Source organism: Pseudomonas sp., assembly GCF_036404235.1.
Taxonomy (GTDB): domain Bacteria; phylum Pseudomonadota; class Gammaproteobacteria; order Pseudomonadales; family Pseudomonadaceae; genus Aquipseudomonas.
Window position 1 is genome coordinate 1 of record NZ_DASWOT010000096.1, and the last position, 26,574, is coordinate 26,574.

Genomic DNA, 26,574 nt, shown 5'->3' on the forward strand with positions numbered 1-26,574 from the left:
TCTCAACCAAGATTGCTTGATCGTTACCGATACCCTTGCTCAGCCCAACGCCTGGGTAATGACCGCAAACTGCCGGACAGCACCGCACGCCTGCGGTGCCGGGCCGCGAGACATCTGCACGACGGTGCCGACGTCGGCCAGGCCGAACTGTTCCAGCCACGGGCCCAATCCACTGCTTGCGGTGACGTCGATACGCACGAAGCGGCCGACACTTTGGGCAAGTAGTCTGCTGATCAATGCCTGGGCCTGTTGCGCGGATTCAGCGATCACTGGGCCGATGGAACTGCCGCGCCCGAAGGGCCGCAATACGGCAAATCCGACCAGCGCTCCTTCCCGCTCGATAACGTAGGCCGCTTCGCCGATGGCGAGAATTTCAGCCAGCACAGTTTGCCGCTCCAGACCACTGCCTGCCGATGCCAGGGCCAGTAACGCGGCATGATCGCGACTGTCTACAGGGCGCAGCGTTGTTGTCTGGCTGACTGTTGTCTGGCTGACGGGCTCGGGAGCGACGAGCACGGTGCCCTGATGCTGTGACAATTGCTCATACGCCTCGAAACCCTGGCTGGCGTACAGGGGCGTACCGGCGACGGTCGCCGCCAGCGTCGCGGTGGCGCAATCGCTTGCCGCCAGAGCGAGTTCCATCAACTTGCGCCCGAACCCCTGCCCTTGACGCTCGTCGGAAACGATCACCAGACCAATCGTGCTGAACGCCCCTTGCACGCAGCAGAACGCCGTCGCAAAGACGCCCTGCGCATCCTCGGCGACAAAGCCCCGGCTGACGCGGTGCATCAACTGCCAGTCCTCCAGCCGATGCGGCCATTTGAGCTTTTGCGAAAGCGCATACGCGGCATTCAAATCATCATCGGTCATAGGCCGCAGGCGCATCTGGGCAGGGGCAGACGTCATGGACATAAACAGGCTTCCTGAGTGGTATCACGCGCACTCTGGCATTACCGGCAGCCTATTTCCAGCCACCTGCCGAGCACCTTCGTCAGCGTTCAACCCCTTGGAATGCACCGATATCCGGCACTTCGGCAGATATGACTGACGCTGCACAGAATTAGCGAAATTAGTGCCTTGGCATGCCCGCGACTCGGCAGCATATGCCGCGAAAATATTTCTAGGATGGAGCCCTATTTTTCCGCTATTCGCCCCTGGAGTTCGCCATGTCATCTTTCGACCCCCTGAACGTGAACGTGCGCTGCGCACACTTCATCGGCGGCCTATACCGCGACGCGGCGGCCATGCTGGATGTCCAACGGCCTTCGGACGCGCAATCCTATGCCGGGCTGCCAATAGCCGACGCAGCGTGTGTCGATGAGGTCGTGGAGAATGCCTGGCGGGCGTTCAAAACCAGTGACTGGGCATCCAGGCCGCCCCGGGAACGCGCCCGTGTGATGCGCCGCTGGGCCGATTTGATCGAAGCCGACGTGGCAACCCTCGCACCTCTCGAATCGGTGGGTTCGACGCGGCCGATCAGCGAGACCATTGCCTGGGACATTCCGTCCGTGGCGGAAGGCATTCGGTTTTTTGCCGAATTCGCCGACAAGGTTGGTGGCGAGGTCGCAGCTACCGCCACCGATCATCTGGGCATGCAAATCAGCGAGCCGTATGGGGTGATCGCCGCCATCGCACCGTGGAACTTCCCGCTAAGCATGGCCTGCTGGAAAATCGCCCCGGCGCTAGCGGCAGGTAATGCCGTGGTGTTCAAGCCGTCGGAAATGACGCCGTTCTCTTGCCTGCGTCTGGCTGAACTGGCGATTGTCGCCGGCCTGCCCGCAGGGATTTTCAACGTGGTGCAGGGCAATGGCCGGGTCACTGGCATGGCCCTGTGCAAACACCCGAAGATCAGCAAAGTCACCTTCACCGGCTCCACCGCCACCGGCGCGGCGATCATGACCGCCTGCGCCGAGAGCGGCCCGAAACCGGTGACGCTGGAGTTGGGTGGCAAAAGCCCGCAACTGGTGTTCGCCGATGTCCCGGACCTGGCGCGCACTGCCCGTAGCATCGCCAAGGCCATCACCGGCAATGCCGGTCAAGTGTGTGTTTCCGGGTCACGGCTGATCGTGCAACGGGCTGTACTCGAACCGCTGATAGACGAAATCCAAAAAGCCTTCGCCCTGCTCAAGCCCGGCCGCACCTGGGATGAAAACACCACACTGGCGCCGATCATTTCTGCGGCACAAGCCAACCGCATCGACACCATCGTGACCCGTAGCCGCACGGCCGGTGCCGAGGTACTGACCGGCGGCAAGCTGTTCGACACCCTCCAAGGCGGGGCTTTTTATGAGCCGACCCTGCTGCTGGGCGTCGATGCGGACAACCCGGCCGTGCTCGAAGAAATCTTTGGCCCGGTACTCACGGTTCAGGTTTTCGACGATGAAGAACAAGGCCTGGCGCTGGCAGACCATCCGACTTACGGGCTGGCCGCAGGCGTGCACACCGCCGACCTGGGACGGGCGATGCGCGCGGTTCGCAAACTCGAAGTCGGTACGGTCTGGGTCAATCGCTATGGGCGCAGCGCAGACTGGATCATCCCCACCGGCGGCTACAAACGATCCGGCATCGGCAAAGATCTGGGCCGTGCGGCCTTCGAATCGAACTTGCGTTTCAAGAGCGTGTTGATCGATATCACCGACTATTGACTGCGCTGAAGAGGGGCTCGTGCCCCTCCCCGGCAGGACGTGCTGTACCAAGACATAAAAACCAGCTTTCGTGGTGTTCCCGCTCGGGGATGACAGCGCATCTGCTGGGGGCCGGATGCTGTAATCAGCCCAAGGGCGCAGCGTCGCTGCCCGCTCCCGGACTTACCGATAACCGTATTTAGCAGAGGGCATTACGATGGGGCTACGCATCGGCGTGGACATAGGCGGTTCCTTTACCGATTTCGCAGTTCTGGACGATGAGCACGGGACCTTGCGGACCCTGAAGGTGTTTTCCCGACCCGACAGCCCCGGCAGTGAAGTCTTGCAAGGCATGCAAAGCCTGCGCGAGCGCTACGGCATCGACCCGCGCGATGTGGTGCATTTCACCCATGGCACCACGGTGGGCGTGAATGCCGTGGTGCAACGCAAAGGCGTGCGCCTGGGCCTGATCACCACGCGCCACTTTGAAGATGTGCTCGACATCGCGCGCTTGAAGATCCCGGACATGTACCACTTGATGTCCAACCGCCCACCCGCGCTGGTGCCTCGGGAGCGGGTGTACGGGGTCGACGGTCGCTTGAATGCCGATGGCGACGAGCTGGCGCCCATCGATGAACGCAGCGTACTCGATGCCGTCGAAGGCCTGCGCAAGGCAGGCTGTGAGGGCGTCGTGGTTTCACTGTTGCACAGCTATCGCAACCCCGCTCATGAACATCAGGTAAAAGCCTTGATCGAAAAAGCCATGCCCGGCTTTTTCGTGTCCTGCTCGGCAGATGTATGGCCGATCATTCGTGAGTATGAGCGAACACTGACAGCGGTCATTGGCGGTTATGTGCAGCCCAAAGTGGCGCATTACCTGGGCTCGCTCCAACAAGCGTTGCGCGAGGCAGGCGTACCGACCGAGCTTAAAGTAACCAAGTCCAACGGCGGCATCATGAGCGCCGAAAGCGGCAAGAGCCAATGCGTGCAGATGATTCTGTCCGGCACGGCATCAGGTGTGATGGGCGCTGCTTATATTGCGCAACAATGCGCCTTGCCCAACTGCATGAGCTTGGATATCGGCGGGACCACGGCTGACGTGGCGCTGATCGTCGACGGCCAACCGCAATACGCGACCGGCGAGTACATCGGCGACTATCAAATTCACATTCCTTCGGTGTCGGTGTCCTCCATTGGCGATGGCGGCGGTTCGATTGCCTGGGTCGACGAGTTCGGCGTGCTCAAGGTCGGTCCGGAAAGTGCCGGTTCAAACCCTGGCCCGGTCTGCTATGGACGCGGCGGCACTCGCCCGACCATCACCGATGCCTTTGCCGTCCTGGGCGTTCTGGGTCAGGCCGATCTGGGCTATAACGCCGTGCAAGTCGACGGGCATGCTGCGCGCAGGGCCATCGAGCCCCTGGCGCAAGCCCTTGGCTACGATGTGTTGCGTACCGCCGAAGCGATCATCAATGTCTCGGTTTCCGGGATGTACACCGGCGTCAGCCGGATCGTTTCGCGTTTCGGTATCGACCCGCGAATCTTCGCCTTGATCCCGTTCGGCGGTGCCGGACCGATGCTGGCCTGCCACTTGGCCCGGGCATTGAACATGCACCAAGTCGTCGTGCCCACCACCCCTGGCGTGCTTAGCGCGCTGGGCGGCCTGATTGCCGACACCCGCAACGATTTCGTCAAAACCACCTATTACGACTTGTCGGTAGCCAGTCTGGCGCGTCTGGGCGAAGACCTCAGCGTCCTGGAACAAAGCGCACGCGACTGGATGGCGACTCAAACCGGCGACCCGGACAGTGCCCGGGTGCAGGTCTCGGCAGACATGCGCTACAAGGGCCAATCGTTCGAAATCGATACACCCGTGGACATTAGCGCGTTGCGCGCCGGGAACTTGCCGGGCTTCACCGCCGCGTTTCACCAGGAACATGCCCGCCTTTACGGTCACAGCGACCCGCTGGCCGCCATTCAGGTGGTGGCCTTGCGCTTGGTCATCAGTGCGCAGACGCCCAAACCCCGTCTGCAATTGATCGCCACAGGCACCGGCACACCCAAAGTCCACGCCCGGATCAAGGTCTGGCTCGATGCGGCCTACCACGACGCCCCGCTCTATCTACGTGGCGACTTGCTGGCCGGGCAAACCTTCAGCGGCCCGGCCGTCATCGCCCAGGACGACACCACCACCTGCGTCTTGCCCGGCTTCAATGGCTGTGTCGACGCCTACGGCACGCTTATCCTGACCAACGCCCACGTTGAGGACTGAATCAATGGCAATCGACAAGACAGCACTGCAAATTTTCGCCAACTATTGCAGCGCGGCGGCTGAGAGCATGGCCTACACCCTGGTGCGCACCGCCCACTCGACCTTCGTCAAGGAGACCGAGGACTTTTCCTGCGCGATGTTGACCCCCGATGGTCAGACCTTCGCCTCGCCCAAAACCCTGGGCGCTACGTGGTACACCGGCCTGGATTACAAGGGCGTGCTGGAACTGATCGACGACTACCGGCCCGGCGATATCTGCATGACCAACGACCCGTACAGCGGTTACGTCGCGACGCACTCGCCGGATATCGTCATGTGGAAACCGGTGTTCTATGACGGGCGCATCGTCTGCTTCGTTGGCGGGCATATCCATAACACGGACATGGGTGGCGCGGTGCCTGCGTCCCTGTCGCGGACCCTGACCGAAATCCATCAGGAAGGGATTCGTTTTCCGCCGTGCAAGCTGGTGCGCGAAGGTGTGCTGGATGAAAGCTTGCTGCAACTGATGTCGATCAACGTGCGGGCGCCGGAGCAAAACCGTGGCGACCTCAAAGCCGAAATCGGCATGTTGATGACCGGCGAGCGCCGTGTGCTGGAAATCATCCAGCGCTTTGGGATCGAGACATTTGAATCCGGTATGTACGCCCTGCTCGACTATGGCGAGCAACAGGCCCGCACCTTGGTGCGTGCCATGCCCGATGGCGAATACTTCTTCGCCGAATACGCCGACGAAGACAGCGTTAACGGTAAGCCGTTGCGCGTGGCCCTGACCTTGCGCATCCGCGGCGATGAACTGGAAATGGATTACAGCGGCAGCGACCCTCAGCTTGCCTCGTCGTTGAACATCCCGACCGGTGGCCACGAACGCCATGCACTGATGCTGGTGGGCCTGAATTACGTCCTCTACACGCTCTCCCCCGACATCTTGCTCAATGCCGGGGTGTACCGGATGGTGCGCTGCATTTTGCCAGAAGGTACGGTGGTCAATGCCCAGGCGCCCGCAGCGGTCGGCATGCGCAGCCTTACCTGCAAGCTGACGCACATGCTGACGTTCGGTGCGTTTTCCCAAGCCCTGCCGGATCGGTTACCCGCCTGCTCGGCAGGCGGTCTGGCAATCATGAACGTCAAAACCCTCGGCCGCGACGGCCGGCAAGTCATGGCCTCCATCGGCCCGGTCGGCGGTGGTGCGGGCGGCATGCCATTCGCCGATGGTCCGGACGCCTCGGGCGCCAACAATGCGTTCTTGCGCAATACCCCGGTGGAAATCAACGAAGCCGAAGTGCCGATCCTGATCAAGCGTTATTGCCTGGCACCGGGTTCGGGCGGTGCCGGGAAATACCGGGGTGGCCTGGGGCTGGTCATGGAATTCCAGGTGTTCTCGCCTGGCTCACTGGTCACCGCGCGCAACCGCGACCGCAGCCGGTTCGCCTCATGGGGAGTGCTCGGTGGCAAGGCCGGGGCGAATTCGTTATTCACCCGAAACCCGGACACCGAACAGGCCGAAGTGTTGGGCAATACCGATCTGGTCAACTGCCAGCCCGGCGATGTCATTCGCTTGGTGGGCGCAGGCGCAGGCGGTTATGGCGACCCCTTCGAACGGGCACCTGAGCGCGTACTCAAAGATGTCATGTGTGGCTATGTCTCTTTGCAGCAGGCCCATGCCGATTACGGCGTGGCGATTATCGACGGGCAGGTCGATACCGCAGCAACCGCAGCATTGCGCGACCAGCCCCGTGCACCGCTGCTCGGGCATTTCGAGTACGGCCCGTTTCGGACCGCGTTCGAGCGCAAGTGGACCCGCGAACGCTACGCCGCCCTGACCGAGTGCCTGGCGAGCGTACCGGTCAACTGGCGTTTCTTTCTCAAACACCGCTTGTTCGAGGCGCTGGACGCGCACCTGGCCAGTCATGCACCGGAAAGCGCCGCCGGTGAACTGATCCATCAGCTATTCGAGCAACAGCGCGAGCACTACCCTGAGCTGCGAGCCCTAGGTTCTGTATGAAAAGTCGGCGAGCGAAGGTCAGGCAAGGCAAAAACAGGCGAGGAAGCGGAGTTTAGGCCCCTAAATGAGCATTCCGAGCCTGTTTTTAACGCAGCATCACCGAGCGCAGCCACTTTTCGTACAGAACCTGACAGCACATCCTGCTTGATACCGCCTCACAGCGGTTCTGGCGTCTGCACCTTGCGGGGTACAGGCGCTTTTTTTTGCCCGGTTGGGCGTCCCGGCGCCTTTTGCCCGGATATGCGTCAGGAATGTGCATGAGCCCCCCTATGACGGGGCCTGCGCCCCAGCCTGACGCACTCGGCAAACAATGCTGAGGGCGGGGATCAAAACGGTGATTTGTGTTTTTGCAGGGGGCGGTTTAAACGGCATCTGCTTAAACGTTGGTGCTGTAATGCTTGTGCCCCCAGACCAAGCCTGCAAAACAAATGCTTTGCTCTGGCTCCTCGACAACGGCAGTTAAACAGGACATCACCATGACAATCTTTCGCCCCAAGTACATCACCTTCGACTGCTACGGCACCCTGACCAACTTTCAGATGGGCACGATTGCCCGGCAGATGTTCGCTGATCGTGTTCCCAAGGAACTGATGGACACCTTCGTCAAAGATTTCAACGGCTATCGTTTCGACGAGGTACTGGGCGCCTGGCAGCCTTACGATCAGGTCATCAAATCAGCCCTGGAACGGACCTGCAAGCGTTGGGGCATCAAATACCACGACCACGAAGGTCAGCAGTACTACGACGCAGTTCCGACCTGGGGCCCGCATGCCGATGTCACCGCGGGCCTTGCGAAAATCGCCGACAAAATCCCGCTGGTGATTTACTCCAACGCTGCCGACAGCCAGATCATGTCCAACGTCGACAAGCTCGGCGTGCCTTTCTACAAAGTCTTCACCGCTGAGCAAGGCCAGGCCTACAAACCGCGTCTGGCAGCCTTCGAGTACATGCTCGACAACCTGGGTTGTGGCCCGCAAGACGTATTGCATGTGTCTTCGAGCTTCCGTTACGACCTGATCCCGGCGGACTACATGAACATCACCAACAAGGTGTTCGTCAACCGTGGTCACGAGCCCAGCACGCCGTTCTACAAGAACACCGAAATCAAGGATATCGGCGGCCTCGCCGCCGTCGTCGGTCTGTAACGGCCGCGTATTCATCGAGGAGTAAGGCATGGCTTCTGAATCGTTTTGGCTGGACACCGCACCGCCCTTCACGGGCGCCGCGCAAGGCCCGGTCGAAGGCCGCGCCGATGTAGTGGTGATCGGCGCGGGTTTTACCGGGCTGTCGGCGGCACTGACCCTGGCCAAACGCAATGCCGATGTCGTCGTACTCGAAGCCGGAGGCATCGTCGGTGAAGCGTCGGGGCGTAACGGAGGCCATTGCAATACCGGTGTGGCGCAGGATTATGCCGGCTTGGTGGCAGAGCACGGGGTGGAAACCGCCAAAGCCTTTTATCGGGCTTATGCCGAGGCCGTCGCGACCGTCGAATCGGTCATCGCCGAAGAGCAGATCGACTGTGACTACCGCAAGACCGGCAAACTCAAGCTGGCGGCCAAGGCCAAGCACTATGACGGGCTGGCCCGCTCCTATGAGCTGATTCGCCGCCATGTGGACCCCGCCGTGCATCTGGTCCCCCCTGAGCGCATTCGCGACGAGGTGGGCACCGATGGCTTTTTTGGCGGGCTGATCCAGGACAATGGCGGCCAGATGCACATGGGCCGTTTCGGCGTCGGGCTGGGCGAAGCGGCGGTTCGCCACGGGGCAAAAGTCTTCGAGCACGCAGCCGTAACCGATATCCAGCGCTTGTCGGATGGCCGCTTTCGCGTGACCTGCGCTCGCGGCGTGATCGAAGCCAAACAGATTTTGCTGGCCACCGGCAGCTCGTTATCGGGGCCCTTCCGATGGTTCTGACGGCGGATCGTGCCCGTGGGCAGCTTCATCATCGCCACCGAGCCGCTGGACGTGGCCACCCTCGACCAGTTGTTGCCCAAGCGCCGCACCTACGTGACCAGCCGCATCGTTGGCAACTACTTCCGCACCACCGTGGATAACCGCCTGGTTTTTGGTGGCCGGGCGCGCTTCGCCATGTCTAACCCGCGCTCTGACGCCAAGAGCGGCGAGGTGCTGCGCGCATCGCTGCACGGCATGTTCCCCACCTTAAGCAATGCACGTATCGATTACTGCTGGGGCGGCATCGTCGACATGACAGCCGACCGCCTGCCCCGTGCCGGCGAGCAGGACGGCATGTTCTATGCGATGGGTTACAGCGGTCATGGGGTGCAGATGTCAGTACACATGGGCCGGGTGATGGCCGATGTGCTGGAAGGCAAAACGGCGGGAAATCCTTGGCGCTCGATGAAGTGGCCCGCTATTGCGGGGCATTTCGGCAAGCCCTGGTTCCTGCCGTTAGTAGGCGCTTATTACAAATTGCAGGACCGCTGGTCATAAACGGTCATCGGCTCCAAAGCAGTGTGCCGGTGTAAGTGGGTTGTAGAGCTTTAGGGCCGGCTGGCCATTTGCGCAGCCGACATTGAACTTAACGTGAGAGCCATAAGATGACCGAGAAAAAAGAAGGAAGCTTGTTGGTAGGTTCTGAAGTCAGCGTGGGGGTATTTGAAGCGATCAATCGCGGCATGTCGCGACGCGATGCGATGCGACTGCTCGGCGGTGCCGGGCTGATGGCCAGCGGTGTAGGCTCTCTGCTCAGCGCCAGCGGCTCGGTCTTCGCCCAGGATTCGGCGGCCACGGAAACGCCCAAGCGGGGCGGCAAAATTCGCGTTGCGAGCACCTCCACCTCGACCGCCGACACGCTGGACCCGGCCAAAGGTGCGTTTTCGACCGACTACGCCCGCCACAACATGTTTTACAACGGCCTCACCACCTTCGATGAAAAACTCGTGCCGCAGATGACACTGGCAACTGCGTTCGAAACGGACGACGCCCTGCTGTGGACCATCAAGCTGCGCAAGGACGTCACCTTCCACGATGGCAAACCCTTCAGCGCGGCAGACGTGGTGTATTCGCTGATGCGCCACAAGGAGCCACTGACCGGCTCGAAGGTCAAGCCACTGGCCGATCAGTTCGCCGAGGTCAAGGCCACTGCGCCGGACGAAGTGCAGATTCGGCTGGTCTCTGCCAACGCCGAGTTGCCCGCAGTCATGGCGGTGTCGCACTTCTTGATCATTGCCGATGGCACCACGGCATTCACCACCGCAAACGGCACCGGGCCGTTTAAATGCAAGTCGTTCAAACCGGGGGTAAGCACCGTCGCGGTGCGTAACGAAAATTACTGGAAGCCGGGCAAACCGTACCTGGACGAAATCGAACTGATCGGCATCGGCGACGAGCCTTCACGGGTCAATGCGTTGCTGGCGGGCGACGTCCACCTGATCAACTCGGTTGATCCGCGCTCGGCCAAACGCATCAACAGCAGCCCCGGAACCTGGGTACAGTCCACCAATGCGGGCACTTACACCAACCTGATCATGCGCGTAAACCAAGCGCCCTTCAGTGATCCGACCGTGGTCGAAGCGATGAAGCTGCTGTTTGATCGGGAGAATATCCTGAAGTCGGTGTTCCTCGGCTATGGGGTCATTGGCAACGATCAACCGATCATGCCGGGCACCCCGTATTACTTCGCCGATTTGCCGCAACGCCCTTACGACCCGGAAAAAGCCAAATTCTTGCTCAACAAAGCAGGGCTGTCAGGGGCCAGCCTGCCAATCGTGACGTCCTCCTCGCCGGACGGCGCAAACGAAATGTCCGTTGTCCTGCAACAATCGGCCAAGCTGGCAGGGCTCAATCTGAAGGTCAACCGGGTCTCGGCCGACGGTTATTGGGACACCCACTGGATGAAAGACCCGATGGGGTTTGGCAGTGTCAATGCACGTCCTACCGCAAACATTTTGCTGTCGCAGTTTTTCAAGTCCGACGCAAGCTGGAACGAGTCAGGCTGGAAAAACGATCAGTTCGACCAACTGCTGGTGAACTCGCGTGCCGAGCGCGATGAAAGCACCCGTAAACAGATGTACGCCGATATGCAGACCCTGATTTATCAGCACAGCGGTATTGCCTTGCCGATATTCGTCAGCACCATTGACGGCATCTCGAAAAAACTCAAAGGCTACCACCCGATTCCGGTCGGTGGCTTCATGGGCTACATGTTTGCCGAACACGTCTGGCTGGAGGCCTGACGCTTCCTCGATTGATTGATGCAGGAGGCCGCGGCCATGAATTCCAAGACTTATTTGTTCCTGATACAGCGCATCGGCGGGATCATGCTGACCCTGTTGATTGTCTCGCTGATGGTCTTCTTCGTAACCGCGCTGCTGCCCGGCGATGCCGCGCAACAGTCGCTCGGGCAATTCGCGACGCCCGAGCAATTGGCTGCGTTGCGGGCACAAATGGGCCTGGAAAGACCGCCGCTGCTGCGTTACCTGGTCTGGCTGACGGGGCTGTTGCAGGGTGATCTGGGCATGTCGCTTTCCAGCCAGATGCCGATCAGTGAATTGATCGGCTCACGCCTTGCCAGCTCATTGATGCTGGCAGGCGCTACGACTTTGATCTCGGTTCCCCTGGCATTGCTGATCGGGATCAGTTCAGCCATGTTCCGGGGCGGGATTTTCGATCGCTTGCTTAACGTGTTCACGCTGTCCATGGTCGCGATTCCAGAGTTTCTGGTCGCAACCCTGGCGGTGTTCATTTTCGCGGTGAAGTTGCAGTGGCTGTCGGCACTGACCTTCGCCCAGGACGTCAATTCGCCACTGGCATTCATTCGCGCCTACGCCCTGCCAGTGGCCACCCTGTGTTGCGTGATCGTGGCGCAAATGGCCCGCATGACCCGTGCGGCACTGATCGATCAACTGAACAAACCCTACATCGAAATGGCCCGGCTCAAAGGTGTGCGCCCGGTACGCGTCATCCTGGCCCATGCCCTGCCCAACGCCATCGGCCCGATCGCCAATGCCATCGCCGTAAGCCTTTCGTACCTGATCGGCGGGGCGGTGATCGTCGAGACGATTTTCAATTACCCCGGCATCGCAAAGTTGATGGTCGACGGGGTGGGCAACCGTGACATGCCACTGATTCAAGCGTGCGCGATGATGTTTTGCAGCGCCTATCTGTTCTTGCTGATCCTGGCCGATATCTGCGCCACTCTTTCCAACCCGAGGCTGAGAAACCCATGAGCAAAGTCCTTGCTACTGCGCAGCGTCCGGCCGCCGCTATTGAGCTGGAGCCCATGACCACGCAATGTTCCAGCCCGATAGCCACACGCCGCCCCGGCTGGTCCGTCAGCGGTATCATCGGTGCGGTACTGGTGGTTTTCTGGTTATTCATCGCCCTTTTCGGCAGTTGGATAACCCCTTATGACCCGGCGGCGATGGGCACCGCGGATGTGTTTGAGACCTACAGTTGGCAGCACTGGCTAGGCACCGATTTTATCGGCCGGGACATGCTCAGCCGCATCCTCGACGGCGCACGTTACTCCATCGGCCTTGCTCTGGCGGCCACTGTCCTGGCCTGCTTTGCCGGCACATCTCTGGCGCTGCTGGCGGTCCTGTCCAACCACTGGGTCGAAGAAGTGCTGAGCCGAATCGTCGATGCGTTGATCTCGATGCCCAGCAAAATGCTGGCATTGGTCATGGTCTCGGTGTTCGGCTCCTCGGTGCCGTTGCTGATCACCATGGCAGTCATCGGCTACACGCCAGGGGCGTATCGGATCGCCCGTAGCCTGGCAATGAACATCAGCGAAATGGAATACGTTCAGGTCGCACGCACTCGCGGCGAAAACCGGGTGTACATCGCCGCCGTGGAAATGCTGCCCAACATGATCACGCCTTTGCTGACCGATTTCGGGCTGCGCTTCGTGTTCATCGTGCTGTTGCTCAGCGGCATGAGTTTTCTCGGGTTGGGGGTGCAATTGCCTGCCGCCGACCTCGGCTCCCTGGTACGCGAGAATATCGGCGCCCTGAGCCAGGGCGCTCCCGCAGTGATTTTTCCCGCCTTGAGTATTGGCACCCTGACCATTGGCGTGAACCTGTTGATCGACAGCTTCTCGGCCCGCCGTCGCGGGGGGTTCTGACATGGGCTCACTGATTGAGGTCAACGATCTGCGCGTCGTCGCCAGTGCTGCCGACGGTAGCGAGAACGAAATCGTCAAAGGGGTGAGTTTCGAGCTGGGCAAAGGCGAAGTGCTGGCGCTGATCGGCGAGTCCGGCTCAGGCAAGACCACCATCGCCCTCTCGTTGCTGGGTTATGCGCGTGACGGTTGCCGCATCAGCGCAGGCTCGGTACGCATCGGCCAGACCCAGGTGTTGTCCCTGGACAGCGCCGGACTTTATACATTGCGTGGCCGCACGGTCGCCTATATCGCCCAGAGCGCAGCGGCGGCGTTCAATCCCTCCAAACGCCTGTTGGATCAGGTCATCGAAAGTGCACTGATTCACGGCCTGCTTTCGCGTGCCCAAGCCCGCAAGCGAGCGATAGACCTCTTCGCCGCGCTGGCCCTGCCCGATCCGAAAACCATCGGCGAGCGCTATCCGCATCAGGTCTCTGGCGGGCAACTGCAACGCGTCATGGCGGCTATGGCGCTGATCACTGACCCGGTGCTGGTGATTCTCGACGAACCGACCACGGCACTGGACGTCACGACCCAGATCGATGTACTGCGCACCTTCAAGAGCGTGATGAAAGAGCGCGGCATTACGGCGGTCTATGTGTCCCACGACCTGGCGGTGGTGGCGCAAATGGCAGACCGGATTCTGGTACTCAAGAACGGCGCCATCCGCGAATGCAATACCACTGAGCACCTGCTGACAGCGCCCGAAGACACCTATACCCAAAGCCTGTTAAAGGCCGCGCAACCCGAAGCCGCCATGCTTTCGCCGTTCACGCCGACCACCCAGGCGCCGTTGCTGGAAGTGCGTGGGCTGGTCGCGGGCTACGGTCGCCTCGATCATCTGGGGCTGCCGACCTTCCGCGTGCTGGACGATATCAACATCAGCCTGCATAAAGGCGAAGCCATCGGCATCATCGGCGAATCGGGCTCCGGCAAATCCACCCTCGCGCGGGTGATTGCCGGTTTGCTCAAACCGGCACGCGGCAAAATACTGTTCAATGATCAACCCCTGCCCAGCACTCTGAGTGAACGCACGCCCGACCAATTTCGGCGCATTCAACTGGTTTATCAAAACGCCGACACGGCGCTGAACCCGGCCCATACCGTCGAGCAGATTCTGTGCCGCCCGCTAAAAATCTATCACGCCATGAACCATGCCCAACGCCAGCGCCGACTGGCCGAACTGCTCGACCGGGTGCAATTGCCACTCGCGGTCGCCAAGCGTTATCCGGGCCAGTTGTCGGGCGGGCAGAAACAACGCGTCAATCTGGCCAGAGCGCTGGCCGCCGAGCCGTCAGTCATTCTTTGCGATGAAGTGACCTCGGCACTGGACACGGTGGTGGGTGCGGCGATTCTTGACTTGCTCAGCGAGTTGCGGCGTGACCTGGGGCTGTCCTATCTGTTCATCAGTCACGATATTTCTACGGTAAAAGCGCTGTGCGACGAAGTCGTGGTGCTCTACTCCGGGCATCAAGTGGAGGTCGGCAACCGCACGACCTTGAGCCTTCAACCGCTGCACCCCTATACCCATCTGCTGACCACATCGGTGCCCCAACTCCGTCCTCATTGGCTCGAAGAACAGCCGCTGCATGCGCGCCTGCCCTACCCGTTTACCAATGGCCCGCCGCACACCGAACTGTGCACGTTTCTGGACCGCTGCCCGGTTCGCATCGACGGCCTGTGCAACCTGACGGCCCCCTCAACTAAACACCTGCCGGGCGGCAATGACATCGCCTGCCATCACAGCGGTGACGAGCTTATTAACTTGCAATCGCGACCCGAGCCCGTTTTCCAAGGAGAGCCCTCATGACACCTCGCTTCAAGCGCCTGGGTGAAACCGCCCGCGCGACCGTCACTATCGAGGTCGACGGCAAGCCGGTCACGGCCCTGGCGGGCGACACCTTGATGGTGGCAATACTTACGGCAGGCCCCACGCTGCGCCAATCGGAGTTCGGCGATGGCAACCGCGCCGGATTCTGCCTGATGGGCGCCTGCCAGGATTGCTGGGTCTGGACAGCATCGGGCGAGCGCCTGCGCGCCTGCGGCACCAGCGTCAGTGAGGGCATGAGCATTCTCACCCGTCCACCGGAGGCCCCATGGAACCTCGTGTAGTGATCGTGGGTGCTGGCCCGGCGGGTACTCGCTGTGCGCAAATCCTGTCAAGCCAGGGCATCAAGCCGATTCTCATCGACGAAAACAACCGCGATGGCGGGCAGATCTATCGCCGTCAGCCGCCAGGATTCAAACGCTCCTATGCCGAGCTTTACGGCAGCGAAGCCCATAAGGCGCAGGCTTTACACCGTAGTTTCGACGCCTTGCGCGAGCAGATCGACTATCGCCCCGATACGCTGGTCTGGGGCATGACCGATAAAACCCTGCACACCCTCTGCAAGGGCCGCCAACAAGATGTGCCCTTCGATGCCTTGATCCTCTGTACCGGCGCAACGGATCGGCTGATGCCGGTCAAGGGCTGGAACCACGCAGGCACCTATAGCCTCGGCGGCGCCCAGATTGCATTGAAAGCACAGGCAGTCTCAATTGGGCATCGTGTTGTCTTCATGGGCAGCGGGCCGCTGCTGTATCTGGTGGCGGCGCAGTATGTGAAAGCAGGCGCGGACGTCGCCGCAGTGCTGGACACTTCACCCATGGCGCTGCGGCTCGCAGCGTTACCAAAAATGCTGGCACGCCCCGGCGTACTGTTTACCGGGATGCGCCTGATGTTGACCTTGCGTCGCGCGGGCGTTGCGCTGCACATGGGCATCAAACCGCTGGAAATACTTGGCGACGGCACCGCTGGGGTACAGGGCGTCGCGTTCACCGATGCCCAAGGCAGCCCCCATCGTCTGCAATGCGATGCGCTCGCCCTGGGCTATCACTTGCGGCCAGAGACCCAACTCGCCGATCTGGCCCATTGCCGATTCGAGTTCGAGGTAGCGACCCAGCAATGGGTCTTGAGCCTGGACGACGGGTATCGCACCTCAACCCCAAGCGTGTACGCCGCAGGCGATGGTGCCCGTGTACGCGGTGCCGACGCAGCCGAAGCCGCAGGCCGTTTAGTGGCGGCGACGGTGTTGCAGGATCTGGGGCGACCATTGAGCGAGTCGTTCATTGCAAAACAACGCAGTGCCCTGGCGACGCTAGAGCGCTTCCGACTGGGTTTGGCGCAGGCGTTTCCCTGGCCCGCCCAACAAGCCGCCGAGCTTGCGGATGACGCAATCGTCTGTCGCTGCGAAGCCATCAGCGCCGGTGAACTGCGGGCTGTGGTGCGCGACAAAGGCGCGTGCGAAGCCAACCGGGCCAAAGCCTTCAGCCGGGTCGGCATGGGCCGCTGTCAGGGGCGTTATTGTGCCCAGGCAGGCGCCGAAATCATCGCCAGCGCCGCAGCGGTCCCCCTCCAAAGCGTCGGACGACTGCGAGGCCAGGCGCCGATTCGCCCGTTGACCATCGCCCTGCAAAACCAACCCAGCACCGAGACCACGCCATGAACAACCCGCATGCCGACATCATTATCGTGGGCGCCGGAATCATGGGCACATCGGCAGCCTTTTTCCTGCGCCGCCGGGGATATTCTGTCTTGTTGCTCGAACGCGGTCTGGTCGGTCAACACGCCAGCGGCACCAACTTCGGCAATGTCCGTCGTCAAGGGCGCTTCTTGCCGCAACTGGCACTGGCCAACCGCTCCCGTGAAATCTGGGGACGCTTGCCGGAGTTGATTGGAGACGACATCGAGTTCATCCCCTCCGGGCATCTTCGCGTCTGTTTCCGCCCGGAAGAAATCACCCGGCTTGAGACCTATGCTCAAGCGCCCGAGGCCCGAGAACTCGGCTTGCGCATCTACCAGGGCGCCGCCATGCGCGCGCTATTCCCCTACTTGGGGCCGGATGTGATGGCCGCCTCCCACGCGCCTTTCGACGGGCATGCCAACCCACGACTATCGGCACCTGCCTTCGCTCGCGCCGCCGTGCGCGAGGGGGTCGAGCTTCGGGAAAACACAGAAATCAGCACGGTGGACAAGGTCGGTGAACTGTTCCATGTCACCAGTGTGTCGGGCGAACAATTCCAGGCACCGCGACTGCTGGTGACCGCCGGTGCCTGGGGATCACGCCTGTCCACGCAATTCGGCGAGCCGGTGCCTATGCAACCCCATGGACCGCAGATGGCCGTCACCGAACCCTTGCCCTATGTGTTCAAGGAGGTCGTTGGCGTGCTCTCCGATGTGACCGAAGAAGTGATCTACTTTCGGCAAATCCCCCGTGGCAACGTCATTTTCGGCGGCTGCTATCGCAGTCGTCCGAACCTCGATACGTTGCGCGCCGCCGCCGAGCCCAAAGGTCTGCTCATTCAATTGCCTCAGTTGAAACGGGTGGCACCGGCGCTAGCCCGGGCGAATGTCATCCGCACCTGGAGCGGCGTCGAAGGCTATGTGGTCGACGACCGCCCGATCATGGGGCCAAGCCATCAGGTCGATGGCCTGTACTACGCCTTTGGTTTCTGCGGCCATGGCTTCCAACTCGGCCCAGGCGTGGGTGACGTAATGGCCGAGTTGATCGACACCGGCACCACCTCAACACCCATCGAGCCCTTCCTGATCAGCCGCTTCGCTCAGTATCAGGCTCCGCTCGACGTCGCGCTGGCGGGGAGTCTGGCCCGATGAGCACGGTGCGCAGCCTCGACTTGCTCAAACGCCTTATCGCATTTGCCACGGTGTCCTGCGACTCGAATCTGGAGTTGATCCTGTTCATCAAGCAATTGCTTGAAACACGGGGAATCGCGTGCACGCTGGTCCATGACGACACCGGCAAAAAAGCCAACCTGTTCGCCAGTGTCGGCCCCGCCGATGTACCGGGTGTCCTGCTTTCCGGGCATACCGACGTAGTCCCGGTGGCCGGTCAGGCATGGACGGTCGAGCCCTTCACTGCCCATGTCAGCGAGGGCCGTTTATACGGGCGTGGCAGTTGCGACATGAAAGGCTTTATCGCCTGCGCGGTGATCACCCTGCTGGATGCTGTCGATCGGCCCTTGAAGCGTCCTTTGCAACTGGCGCTGTCCTACGATGAAGAAATCGGCTGCGTCGGCGTCCGGCGCTTGCTGACCTTCCTCGAACAGTCGCCGGTGCGGCCCTTCCTGTGCATCGTCGGCGAGCCGACGTCGATGCAACTGGCCCTGGGGCACAAGGGCAAAGCCTCATTCCGGGCGCATTGCCATGGCCTTGAAGGGCATTCCTCACTGGCGCCGCTGTCCGTCAACGCCATTCACCTGGCGACCGACTTTATCGCCAGTCTGCGCAAGATCCAGCGACACCTGACAGAACAGGGCCATCGCGACGATGCGTATGACATCCCCTATACGACCTTGCACGTGGGCAAAATCGAGGGCGGTAAAGCGCTGAACATCGTGCCTAATCTCTGCGTCCTGGACTTCGAGATTCGCCATCTGGCAGCAGACTCCCCCGAGCAGATACTTAACAGCCTGCAAGAAGAGTCCGAGGCATTGGTCAAGGCCGCGCGCCAACTGTCACCGCAAGCCACCATCGAAATCGAAAACCTGACGGACTACCCCGGACTGGAAACCCACCCGACCGTTTCAGCGGTGCGCTTTATCGAATCCTTCGCCCCATCGAATACACCCCCGTTGAAAGTGGCCTTTGGCACCGAGGGCGGGCTGTTCAACCAACGACTGAATGTCCCGGTAGTTGTCTGTGGGCCTGGCTCCATCGAACAGGCTCACAAACCCGATGAGTTCGTCGAACTTGCCCAACTGCAAGCCTGCGAGCGCTGGCTGGGCGGTTTGCTTGGCGCTTTGTGTTAGGTTCTGCACGAAAAGTGGCTTCACTCGGTGATGCTGCGTTAAAAACGCGCATCAGTCATACGCCACCGACCTCAAAGTTTGCAAACGTCCGCTAACGGCAGACAAACTTTCTGCTTACGCCGCAAGAAACGGATCAACAGCACGACTCGCGCTTCGATGCTAGCGTCACTGTCGCGCCCTTGAAGCTGGACGATTAAATCATCACGGATAGAAAGTGGCTTTGCGCCAAAGCTGATAATCCGCAACGCACCTCGGTGTAGAACGCAGAGGCCCCCAGTTGTCGTAAGAACCGGGCTGGATAAACGGTCGCGGTAGGGATGGCAGTTACCTGCCACCCCCGCCCAGATCCGTACGTGCGGAACTACCGCATACGGCTCCTGCCTCGGGTATGCGCCTTACATTTCAGAAACAGGACGTTGAATGTGGTTCCTTCGATGTAACGCTCATCGTTGGTGCGTTGCTGATCAATCTTGTAAATATTGCCGAATATGCATCCACTATTGATGCCCTCAATGAACCAATACCTGACGGACATTTCAGGCTAATAATGCCTGCGCCTCCTCCATCTGCTCGTGCTCAAACGCTGGCGCGAAATCGTCCAGCTCATTCGTTTGCAGCCCCACCGCCGCGCTGAGCGCAACCTGACGCCAATCCAACACAGCGGCGTACACTTGTGCCAGCACGGCCAAAGCTTCCGTCCTGTTCAACGAAAAATAGGCGCTCCGGACCAGCAGCATTTCAAGATCGGTGATCGGTCCATCCTGCTCCGACAGCCAGGTTTTCGATTCCCGCTCCTTGTCTGGAAAGGGATTGAGGTCGAATGCGGGCGCCAACCGCCAAAGCCCCTTTTCCACATGAAGGAAGCCGTGGTTCTGTAGGTGGTCATCCACATTGGTGATCAGCAGATTGAAAACCAGCCGCCGCCACAATTGCTGCACATCTGCGGTCGGCGCATGCCCCACCGAGCGGATGGCATCGGCGATTTCGGTATAGCTTCGGTCTTCTTCCCGCGAAGCCTGTAGCAGAGACGCGGCGGACTGATACGGAATACGTCCATCGGCACCATCGCGATCGAAGCGGCGAATGATAGCGACCGGCACACCATCCAGCTCAACGATACGAGCAGAAGCAGCATCGATACCTGCTCGTTTTGCCAGGCACAAGGCCAGTACCTCTCCGCGTGTCACGCTACGGGTATCACCCACGCTCGGGAATTTCCCGATGGCGAGAGCACCATCTTCATCGACCACCGTGGTCTTGGGGCGCATGCCGCCGAGCGATGTGCCCTTGCCCTGGAGATAACGCAGATCCTCGGTGCTTTCCTGGCCTTTCTCAACCGCCCGGCTGGCCTGGTAGATACGCTGAAGCTCCAGCAGTGGCGGCGTAGCGCGCCGTCCATTGTCAACCGTCCGACAATAATGATCATTCTGATCACGCAGGCGCAGCGCGCCGATCCGGCTGAAATCGTCAACCGCCAGTAAGTAGTCCATCTCTGTCAGCGGCGCGAGTGATGGATTTTCCTTACGACGCTTGGCATGGTCACGTGCGATAACCCGACGTCCCCAGGCGTCCGGCGCCGTATCGGCAATGGCGAAGTGAAAGACTGAATCGTGAGCTGAAGGTGCTCTGCGTGGCTGATATCCCAAGATCAGACTGAGATCGGCGGAAACGTTGAACCCATCCGGATTTCCCAGCCAGCCCTGATCGTAAGCAAAGGTGGTGTTTTCGCGGTGCCCCTGCTTGACGTAAACGAGGGTGCCGACAGGTATTCCCACCTTGCCGATGCAGACCTGAATCTGTTGGCGGACCGAAGTGACGGATTTCATAGTGCCCCCGATGGAGGTGATTTGCTGCGCACACGTTTGGGCAGTTGTTCGTCCATCAGCGTCAGCCCGATGTCGTCACGCGCCGTATCCAACAGTGCGGCCAGGGCCTGTATCTCGCCGAACACATGCAAGGCGCGGGCGAAGAAGTGAATAGGCACGCGCATATCACCTTTCTCCATGCGTCGAACGGTGGATACGGACGCCCCCATTCGCTCGGCGAGCGAGGACTGCGAAATCCGCCTGCGCCTACGCGCAAGCTCAATGTCGCTGCCGAGCTTGCGAAGCGCCCGCTCGACAGGTAAAGGCAACGGCGTATTCATTTTATCGCCCCCATGGGAACGCTTAACTTCTTTATTTGTTTCCATGAGAACGATTATTCCACACCGCACCATCACTTTCAATAACCGCTCCCAAGGGAACTAAAAAACAACTTTAGCGCTCCTATCGGAGCGCTAAAGTAATATTTGGTAGTTTTCGTACTGACGATCCTCTATTCGTCATCTGCCCTCTGGCGCGGCAACACATGATCGAATGACACCCCTGCTGCTAACCCCCCCTTTGCAGAACGAATGGTGCAGCGCCACCGGATAGCTGCGCCTCAAGAAAGTGGTGAGCAGAGAGTCCCCATTGTTTGCGGCTTTCGTGCGCCCACAGCCCCGGCATCAGGCCATTACGCATCAACGGGGATGCACGATGGCACTGTCCCACAGCCCGGCGCCTGCCTGGCGATACTCGCTCGCCGCGCTACTGCTTGCCTGCTTGTCGATGGCTCAGCCACCTTCCAGGCGACACGCCATAGGCTTGGATGAAGGTGTCCGCCGTTCGGCGCCTCCGATCAACGCCTACTTAAGAGCCACACTACCCCTGTGCTGCCGAATAGCCTGGAACAAGGTGTTGACGGCCTCTACATCCTGTAACAACTCAGTTGGTTGTGTTGCTGGACGCTGCTGACCGGCTGCGTGTGAATGCGCACGTACGTTACGACAGCACTTGTTATGTAGACGGTACTAGCCGGGCTGCTGCAATTGCAGGTCGATGCCGGTTTGCTTCTGCAATAGCGCGGCGAAAGCTGGCCAGTGCAGTGCAGCGCAGCGTCCCGCGACAGAATCGCGTAGTCCGGCTGGTTCAGCCCCTTGTCGCTGACCCAGACCAAGATTGGCCCGCGAGGCCCGTGGATCGAGGTCGCCACCATCAAGCACCAGCACGTCATGCCCTAGCCCGGCCAGCGCCCAGGCGAGTGCCGCGCCCATGAGCCCGCCGCCGACGATGACTATTTCCCGCTGTTGCACCCTGTTTCCTTGTTGCCTGGCCCACGGTCGATGAGTGACTTGCACTTAATCTGCGATTGAACGAGCATTACGTAAAATTCAGAATTTAGCCTTGTGCATAACCAAATATTATGGAGCTGTTTGATGAACCTGCGACAGGTCGAAGCGTTTCGCGCAGTGATGACCACCGGCAGCATGACGGCCGCCGCCGAGTTGATGTCCGTCACACAACCTGCGGTCAGTCGGCTTATTCGTGATTTCGAAGCGGCGACCAAGCTGCTCTTGTTCGAACGCCACGGCAATCAGATCATCCCGACTCAAGCGGCGTTTACCCTGATCAAAGAGGTGACTCGCTCATTCGTGGGGCTGGACCGGTTGACGCAAGTGGCAGCAGACATCAGCCGTCACTCGGCAGGTTCGCTGCGCATCGCCGCCATGCCAGCACTGGCAAGCGGCATTCTTCCGCGCTTCGTCGCACAGTTCGTCGCTGACAAGCCCAACCTTTACGTCGCCGTGACCGGATTGATTTCTCCTCAGGTGATGGAAAGCGTGGCTTCCGGACAAGCTGACCTGGGATACGCCGACGGCCCCATCGATCGTCCCGGTTTCGACGTGGCGATGCAGCCGATCGCCGCAGTCGTCGCCCTGCCCGACGGACATCCGCTGGCCGCAAAGTCGGTGATCTACCCCGCCGATCTCATCGGTCAACGCATGATTGCCCTTGAACCCGGCAGCCTGTTTGCCATGCGCGTTGAAGTCGCCCTTGCAGGGGTGCCGCGCACCGTGACGCTGGAGGCGTTGCTCTCCCACACGGCGCTGATCATGGTAGCGGCAGGCGCCGGGATCACCATCATAGATCCCAGTGCGACACTGGACTTTCTGGGCAAGGGCATTACCATCCGGCCATTCGGTGTGTTCATCGATGCCAGCTTCGCCGAGTTGCGCCAGTCCGGCCGTAACCGCTCAGCCATTGTCGATCTGTTCCGCAAGCAATTCATGGAATGGCACAACGAGCTGATCCTGCAGACCGGGCAAGACCTCTCTCCTCCTCAGTAGCCCTTGTTTCGATCTATCGCGCCACTCAACGGCATGCCGGCCTGATGCTGGGCAATCACCTCAAGCACTCGCTCCACAGCGGTTTCAGGGTGGGTCATGCTGGCCACGTGGGGTGTGATGATGATCCTTGGATCACGCCAGAACGGATGATCCTGAGGCAAAGGTTCCGGGTCACAGACATCGAGCACGGCGGCGCGCAACTGCTCCGCGTCCAGGGCCTCCAGCAGATCGGCATTGATAAGATGCGCGCCTCGGCCGACGTTGATCAACGCTGCGCCTCTGGGCAGTTGCCTGAACAAGCGGCTGTTCAGAATCCCGCGCGTTTCGTCGGTCAATGGCAGCAGGCAAATCAGGATGTCGGTTCGCGCCAGAAACTCAGGCAATTGGCTTTCCCCGGCAAACACCTCCACACCCTCAAGAGTTGCGCCAGAGCGACTCCAGCCAGCCAAAGGAAAACCGAACGGTCGCAGTTGCTGCAAGACGTGCTTACCCAGCATAACAGCGCCCGCCACTCCTCGCCCCGCACCGGTTCAGCCTTGTAGACGAAGCTCATACCGGTCAATCCAGCTGGACCCAGACTTTGCGCGTGGTTTCAATGACGCGCCAGATGCCCTTGAAACCAGGACGCATGATGAAGGTATCGCCTGCTTGAATGCGCTTGACCGGCTCCCCCTCCTCCACCAACTCAGAAATGCCAGAGAGGATTGCGCAGTACTCCCAGCTTTCGCCCTTGATCGACCAGTAAGCGCCGGGCGTCACTTCCCAAACCCCCGCCTTGACACGGCCATCGGCGTTTTTTTCGATGTCCCAGGTGGTGAACTTTGGATCGCCTTCGACCAGACGCTCCGGCAAAGGCTCGCCCTTGCGGCCTTCACCAAGGTCGGAAAAATTGAAGTGTGTGAGAAAGCTCATAAAGGTACCTGTATGTTGAGTTCGAATAAGGGTTCGTAGAAAAAATCAGCGCTCGCCCGCTGCCCAGGAGGTGAGTTCGGACGCTGCCAATTCCCCGTCGATCGAGGCTATGACGCGCTCGCCCATCAATGCGGAGAACTTGAACATTTGGCCGTCGCAGTTGGTGATGACCACTGCCTTGCCATCGTGCTGCACGCGAAACTTGGCCGTCGCATCCTTCACGTAGTAGCCGACCGCCATCCTGATCGGACGATACGCCGCAGCATTACGCAGGTACGGGGCGAAATGACTGATCACTTCGTAGCCTTCCTCCGGATCCGCCACGAAGCCTGCCGCGTCGGGGGGGCCTGCCCGGCGATGTAAGCCCGAACCGAACTTCAGACCGGTCCCGTCTACGGGCGTCAGTACATAGTTGTCACCGATGCCCAGGTTGGTAAGGCATGGCCCGTTGGCCCAATCTGCCTGGAATTCTGCGGGAGCCTGGACATAACAAACCGCCTGACGCCAAGTGGGCAGATCAGGAATATGGGGCATCAAACCCGGCAACCAGGCACCGACAGCGACCACCAGCGCGTCGCCTTCGACGACTTCGCCGTTAGCCAGGGTGACGCGACTCGCCCCGGTATCGACTTGTGCTACGCGGGTGTGCGGCCGCATCCGCGCGCCGTGCAGGGTGACCCAGGCGAGCAAGCTGTCGACGATGCGGTCAGCGAACAGCACGCCGCCGTCGGCCTGGTACAACCCTTGTGCCGCGCTCGGCAGGGTGAGTTGCGGGCACAGCCGCTCGGCGCTGGTGCTGTCCATCAGTTCATGGCTAATGCCAAGTCGCGTGAGGGTCGAAACGCTGTGGAAGATCTCATCGTTGGCCTCCAGGGAAACACCGAAGGTTCCGGTCGCCACGAAATGGCGCGCATCAATGTCCTGCCACAGTCGCTCCCACGCACCAAACGCCTCGCCAACCATCCGCGTGTAGCCTTCGGCGTCACCGTACTGGTAACGGATCATTCGGTGCTGATCATAGGACGCTGCCTGAGGGTTAGGCAGCGACCCTTGCTCCACGACTGTGACCCGATGACCCCGTTTCAGCGCAGCACGCGCGCAGGAAAGCCCGACGGCGCCAGCGCCGACAACGATGATATGTTTCATTTAACGACCCTTGAGCAAAGCGCGACACGCGTCGCGCGCACCAATAACATCCCGCGCAGGCGAGAATCAGATATGAACTTTGCGACCGGTCCGAACGCCGCTCGACAAATACTTCTCCACCTGACGCACCAGCAGCATCGCCAGCAGATTGATCATCAGATAGAACACCGAGGCGATGACGAATATCTCGATGATGGCGAAGGTTTCACTCATCAGGCGCTTGGCGTAACCGGTGATTTCCAGCACCGTGATAGTCGAAGCCAGGCTCGACTCCTTGATCACGATGGCCACTTCATTACCATAGGCAGGCAAGGCCTGTCGCAGCGCCAGCGGAAAGCGAACCCGGAACAACGCCACCCACCACGACATCCCGCAGGCCTGCGCCGCCTCGACCATGCCTTGGGGGATCGACTGAAACGCGCCGCGAAAGATTTCCGAGGTGTAGGCAATGGTGTTCAGCACCACCGTGAGAATCGCGCAGTGCAGGCTGCTGCCCACCACCCACCACAACACCGGGTTATTGCGCACGAACTCCAACTGGCCGACCCCGTAGTAAATGATGAACAGTTGGACCAGCAACGGCGTGCCGCGAAAGAATGCGCTGAACGCAGAGAAGCACGCGGCCGTATGCCGGTGGCGCGACAACCGCACCAGGCCAACGAAAACGCCCAGGGGCAGACCGAACAACACCCCGAACAAGCCGATGATCAAAGTGACCTGAGCCCCCTTGAGCAGAAAGGGAATGGCTTGCTGCACCAGCTCCATGTCCATCAGCGTGCCTCCATGAAGCCGCGATTGAGATGGCGCTCGCAGACCACGAACAGCCGTTGACTGACCCAGGTGATTAGCAGAAACACAGCACCGGCGATCAAGTAGAAGATCAATGGACTGCGCGATATGCCCGCCGCCAGCGCGGCCGTGCGCATCAGCTCGCCCAGACCCACCACAGACACCAGCGAAGTGTCCTTGATCGTCATCTGCCACACGTTGTTGAGGCCCGACAGCGCGTTGCGCAGCATCAATGGCAGAACAATTAGCAGGTAAATCGCCTTGCGGGGCATGGCCAGCGACTTGGACGCTTCGATCAGCCCTTCTGGAATCGTCTGCAGAGCACCGCGCAAGACTTCAACCGAATACGCGCTGGAGATAATGCTGATCGCCAGCATGCCCATGAGAAACGGATACGCGCTGCGCACTGCCGACTGGAAGCCGAAAAACTCAGCGATGCTGTCGACCGCCTGTACCGAACCGAAGAAGGTCAGATAGATGATCAACAGCCCGGGAATACTGCGTACCAGGATCGTGTAGGCCTCGACCACACGCCCCATCACGCGCACTTCGCGCCAGCGAATGATCGCCAGTGGAAGCGCGATGATCAGTCCCATACACATGCCTAACACGCCCAGGCCCAAGGTCACTGCACTGCCTTTGAGCAGGGAAACCGCCCAGCCCTGCTCGAATAAAAACCGCCATACGTCAGTCATCGCACACCTGCATCAATTCATTACTGCGCGATCGCAGCCCTCGCCGTTGAGGCTGGCG

At 60.4% G+C, this 26,574-nt stretch carries 22 protein-coding genes and 1 pseudogene; 14 read left to right on the forward strand and 9 right to left on the reverse strand.

All coding sequences use genetic code 11. The features are described 5' to 3' along the window. Positions 1-39: 39 nt before the first annotated feature. Positions 40-912 (reverse strand): GNAT family N-acetyltransferase, encoded by an 873-nt coding sequence (locus tag VGC62_RS12170; RefSeq protein WP_331187333.1) that lies wholly within the window; start codon positions 910-912, stop codon positions 40-42. 254 nt (positions 913-1,166) lie between these two features. Between VGC62_RS12170 and VGC62_RS12175 the strand changes: the two genes are divergently transcribed. From VGC62_RS12175 to argE, 13 genes and pseudogenes are all read left to right on the forward strand, one after another. Further along, positions 1,167-2,645: an aldehyde dehydrogenase family protein gene (locus tag VGC62_RS12175; protein WP_331187334.1), complete on the forward strand. Its 1,479-nt coding sequence runs from the start codon at positions 1,167-1,169 to the stop codon at positions 2,643-2,645. A 196-nt stretch (positions 2,646-2,841) separates the two neighbouring features. Continuing rightward, positions 2,842-4,893 carry a hydantoinase/oxoprolinase family protein gene (locus tag VGC62_RS12180; RefSeq protein WP_331187335.1) on the forward strand — a complete coding sequence of 684 codons (2,052 nt, stop codon included), beginning with the start codon at positions 2,842-2,844 and terminating at the stop codon, positions 4,891-4,893. Between the two features lie 4 nt (positions 4,894-4,897). Beyond that, positions 4,898-6,895 (forward strand): hydantoinase B/oxoprolinase family protein, encoded by a 1,998-nt coding sequence (locus VGC62_RS12185; protein WP_331187336.1) that lies wholly within the window; start codon positions 4,898-4,900, stop codon positions 6,893-6,895. A gap of 476 nt (positions 6,896-7,371) precedes the next feature. Continuing rightward, positions 7,372-8,040 (forward strand): haloacid dehalogenase type II, encoded by a 669-nt coding sequence (locus VGC62_RS12190; protein ID WP_331187337.1) that lies wholly within the window; start codon positions 7,372-7,374, stop codon positions 8,038-8,040. Between the two features lie 28 nt (positions 8,041-8,068). Then, positions 8,069-9,346: pseudogene (locus VGC62_RS12195) on the forward strand (NAD(P)/FAD-dependent oxidoreductase). Positions 9,347-9,453: 107 nt separating this feature from the next. After that, positions 9,454-11,091 (forward strand): ABC transporter substrate-binding protein, encoded by a 1,638-nt coding sequence (locus tag VGC62_RS12200; RefSeq protein ID WP_331187338.1) that lies wholly within the window; start codon positions 9,454-9,456, stop codon positions 11,089-11,091. Between the two features lie 36 nt (positions 11,092-11,127). Beyond that, entirely contained in the window at positions 11,128-12,084 is a 957-nt protein-coding gene (locus VGC62_RS12205; protein ID WP_331187339.1) for an ABC transporter permease, read from the forward strand. Between the two features lie 53 nt (positions 12,085-12,137). Beyond that, the gene (locus VGC62_RS12210; RefSeq protein ID WP_331187363.1) at positions 12,138-12,980 is read left to right on the forward strand and encodes an ABC transporter permease; all 843 of its coding nucleotides are present in this window, start codon (positions 12,138-12,140) and stop codon (positions 12,978-12,980) included. A 1-nt stretch (position 12,981) separates the two neighbouring features. Then, positions 12,982-14,826 (forward strand): ABC transporter ATP-binding protein, encoded by a 1,845-nt coding sequence (locus VGC62_RS12215; protein ID WP_331187340.1) that lies wholly within the window; start codon positions 12,982-12,984, stop codon positions 14,824-14,826. Further along, the gene (locus VGC62_RS12220) at positions 14,823-15,128 is read left to right on the forward strand and encodes a (2Fe-2S)-binding protein (RefSeq protein WP_331187341.1); all 306 of its coding nucleotides are present in this window, start codon (positions 14,823-14,825) and stop codon (positions 15,126-15,128) included. Before VGC62_RS12215 ends, VGC62_RS12220 begins: the two co-directional genes overlap by 4 nt. Then, positions 15,113-16,501, forward strand: a complete 1,389-nt coding sequence (locus VGC62_RS12225) for an FAD/NAD(P)-binding oxidoreductase (RefSeq protein WP_331187342.1) — start codon at positions 15,113-15,115, stop codon at positions 16,499-16,501. Before VGC62_RS12220 ends, VGC62_RS12225 begins: the two co-directional genes overlap by 16 nt. Further along, positions 16,498-17,670, forward strand: coding sequence for an FAD-binding oxidoreductase (locus VGC62_RS12230; RefSeq protein ID WP_331187343.1), 1,173 nt, complete (start codon positions 16,498-16,500; stop codon positions 17,668-17,670). Before VGC62_RS12225 ends, VGC62_RS12230 begins: the two co-directional genes overlap by 4 nt. Then, a complete protein-coding gene (gene argE / locus VGC62_RS12235; protein ID WP_331187344.1) occupies positions 17,667-18,824 on the forward strand; it encodes an acetylornithine deacetylase in 1,158 nt (385 codons plus the stop codon). The genes VGC62_RS12230 and argE overlap by 4 nt, the downstream gene beginning before the upstream one ends. Before the next feature lie 536 nt (positions 18,825-19,360). Here argE and VGC62_RS12240 read toward each other — a convergent pair. From VGC62_RS12240 to VGC62_RS12250, 3 genes are all read right to left on the reverse strand, one after another. Then, positions 19,361-20,650, reverse strand: a complete 1,290-nt coding sequence (locus VGC62_RS12240; RefSeq protein WP_331187345.1) for a type II toxin-antitoxin system HipA family toxin — start codon at positions 20,648-20,650, stop codon at positions 19,361-19,363. Further along, on the reverse strand, positions 20,647-21,015 hold the full coding sequence (locus tag VGC62_RS12245) for a helix-turn-helix transcriptional regulator (protein ID WP_331187346.1): 369 nt from the start codon (positions 21,013-21,015) through the stop codon (positions 20,647-20,649). The genes VGC62_RS12240 and VGC62_RS12245 overlap by 4 nt, the downstream gene beginning before the upstream one ends. A 642-nt stretch (positions 21,016-21,657) precedes the next feature. Then, on the reverse strand, positions 21,658-21,939 hold the full coding sequence (locus VGC62_RS12250) for an FAD-dependent oxidoreductase (RefSeq protein WP_331187347.1): 282 nt from the start codon (positions 21,937-21,939) through the stop codon (positions 21,658-21,660). A gap of 123 nt (positions 21,940-22,062) precedes the next feature. On the opposite strand from VGC62_RS12250, the gene VGC62_RS12255 reads away from it, so the two are divergent. Further along, complete coding sequence (locus VGC62_RS12255; protein WP_331187348.1) at positions 22,063-22,974, forward strand: LysR family transcriptional regulator; 912 nt, start codon at positions 22,063-22,065, stop codon at positions 22,972-22,974. On the opposite strand, the gene VGC62_RS12260 is transcribed toward VGC62_RS12255, so the two are convergent. From VGC62_RS12260 to VGC62_RS12280, 5 genes are all read right to left on the reverse strand, one after another. Then, positions 22,968-23,486: an NAD(P)-dependent oxidoreductase gene (locus tag VGC62_RS12260; RefSeq protein ID WP_331187349.1), complete on the reverse strand. Its 519-nt coding sequence runs from the start codon at positions 23,484-23,486 to the stop codon at positions 22,968-22,970. The two genes, VGC62_RS12255 and VGC62_RS12260, sit on opposite strands and share 7 nt — an antisense overlap. Positions 23,487-23,532: 46 nt before the next feature. Continuing rightward, positions 23,533-23,886 carry a cupin domain-containing protein gene (locus VGC62_RS12265; RefSeq protein WP_331187350.1) on the reverse strand — a complete coding sequence of 118 codons (354 nt, stop codon included), beginning with the start codon at positions 23,884-23,886 and terminating at the stop codon, positions 23,533-23,535. Between the two features lie 45 nt (positions 23,887-23,931). Continuing rightward, on the reverse strand, positions 23,932-25,032 hold the full coding sequence (locus tag VGC62_RS12270; RefSeq protein WP_331187351.1) for an NAD(P)/FAD-dependent oxidoreductase: 1,101 nt from the start codon (positions 25,030-25,032) through the stop codon (positions 23,932-23,934). Between the two features lie 66 nt (positions 25,033-25,098). Next, entirely contained in the window at positions 25,099-25,803 is a 705-nt protein-coding gene (locus tag VGC62_RS12275) for an ABC transporter permease subunit (protein WP_331187352.1), read from the reverse strand. Next, positions 25,803-26,516, reverse strand: a complete 714-nt coding sequence (locus tag VGC62_RS12280) for an ABC transporter permease subunit (protein WP_331187353.1) — start codon at positions 26,514-26,516, stop codon at positions 25,803-25,805. The genes VGC62_RS12275 and VGC62_RS12280 overlap by 1 nt, the downstream gene beginning before the upstream one ends. Positions 26,517-26,574: the final 58 nt, after the last annotated feature.

Bases quoted from the DNA above. Each gene is read 5' to 3' on its own strand.
- VGC62_RS12170 (WP_331187333.1), bottom strand. From the start codon at position 912: ATGTCCATGACGTCTGCCCCTGCCCAGATGCGCCTGCGGCCTATGACC.
- VGC62_RS12175 (WP_331187334.1), top strand. From the start codon at position 1,167: ATGTCATCTTTCGACCCCCTGAACGTGAACGTGCGCTGCGCACACTTC.
- VGC62_RS12180 (WP_331187335.1), top strand. From the start codon at position 2,842: ATGGGGCTACGCATCGGCGTGGACATAGGCGGTTCCTTTACCGATTTC.
- VGC62_RS12185 (WP_331187336.1), top strand. From the start codon at position 4,898: ATGGCAATCGACAAGACAGCACTGCAAATTTTCGCCAACTATTGCAGC.
- VGC62_RS12190 (WP_331187337.1), top strand. From the start codon at position 7,372: ATGACAATCTTTCGCCCCAAGTACATCACCTTCGACTGCTACGGCACC.
- VGC62_RS12200 (WP_331187338.1), top strand. From the start codon at position 9,454: ATGACCGAGAAAAAAGAAGGAAGCTTGTTGGTAGGTTCTGAAGTCAGC.
- VGC62_RS12205 (WP_331187339.1), top strand. From the start codon at position 11,128: ATGAATTCCAAGACTTATTTGTTCCTGATACAGCGCATCGGCGGGATC.
- VGC62_RS12210 (WP_331187363.1), top strand. From the start codon at position 12,138: ATGACCACGCAATGTTCCAGCCCGATAGCCACACGCCGCCCCGGCTGG.
- VGC62_RS12215 (WP_331187340.1), top strand. From the start codon at position 12,982: ATGGGCTCACTGATTGAGGTCAACGATCTGCGCGTCGTCGCCAGTGCT.
- VGC62_RS12220 (WP_331187341.1), top strand. From the start codon at position 14,823: ATGACACCTCGCTTCAAGCGCCTGGGTGAAACCGCCCGCGCGACCGTC.
- VGC62_RS12225 (WP_331187342.1), top strand. From the start codon at position 15,113: ATGGAACCTCGTGTAGTGATCGTGGGTGCTGGCCCGGCGGGTACTCGC.
- VGC62_RS12230 (WP_331187343.1), top strand. From the start codon at position 16,498: ATGAACAACCCGCATGCCGACATCATTATCGTGGGCGCCGGAATCATG.
- argE (WP_331187344.1), top strand. From the start codon at position 17,667: ATGAGCACGGTGCGCAGCCTCGACTTGCTCAAACGCCTTATCGCATTT.
- VGC62_RS12240 (WP_331187345.1), bottom strand. From the start codon at position 20,650: ATGAAATCCGTCACTTCGGTCCGCCAACAGATTCAGGTCTGCATCGGC.
- VGC62_RS12245 (WP_331187346.1), bottom strand. From the start codon at position 21,015: ATGGAAACAAATAAAGAAGTTAAGCGTTCCCATGGGGGCGATAAAATG.
- VGC62_RS12255 (WP_331187348.1), top strand. From the start codon at position 22,063: ATGAACCTGCGACAGGTCGAAGCGTTTCGCGCAGTGATGACCACCGGC.
- VGC62_RS12265 (WP_331187350.1), bottom strand. From the start codon at position 23,886: ATGAGCTTTCTCACACACTTCAATTTTTCCGACCTTGGTGAAGGCCGC.
- VGC62_RS12270 (WP_331187351.1), bottom strand. From the start codon at position 25,032: ATGAAACATATCATCGTTGTCGGCGCTGGCGCCGTCGGGCTTTCCTGC.
- VGC62_RS12275 (WP_331187352.1), bottom strand. From the start codon at position 25,803: ATGGACATGGAGCTGGTGCAGCAAGCCATTCCCTTTCTGCTCAAGGGG.
- VGC62_RS12280 (WP_331187353.1), bottom strand. From the start codon at position 26,516: ATGACTGACGTATGGCGGTTTTTATTCGAGCAGGGCTGGGCGGTTTCC.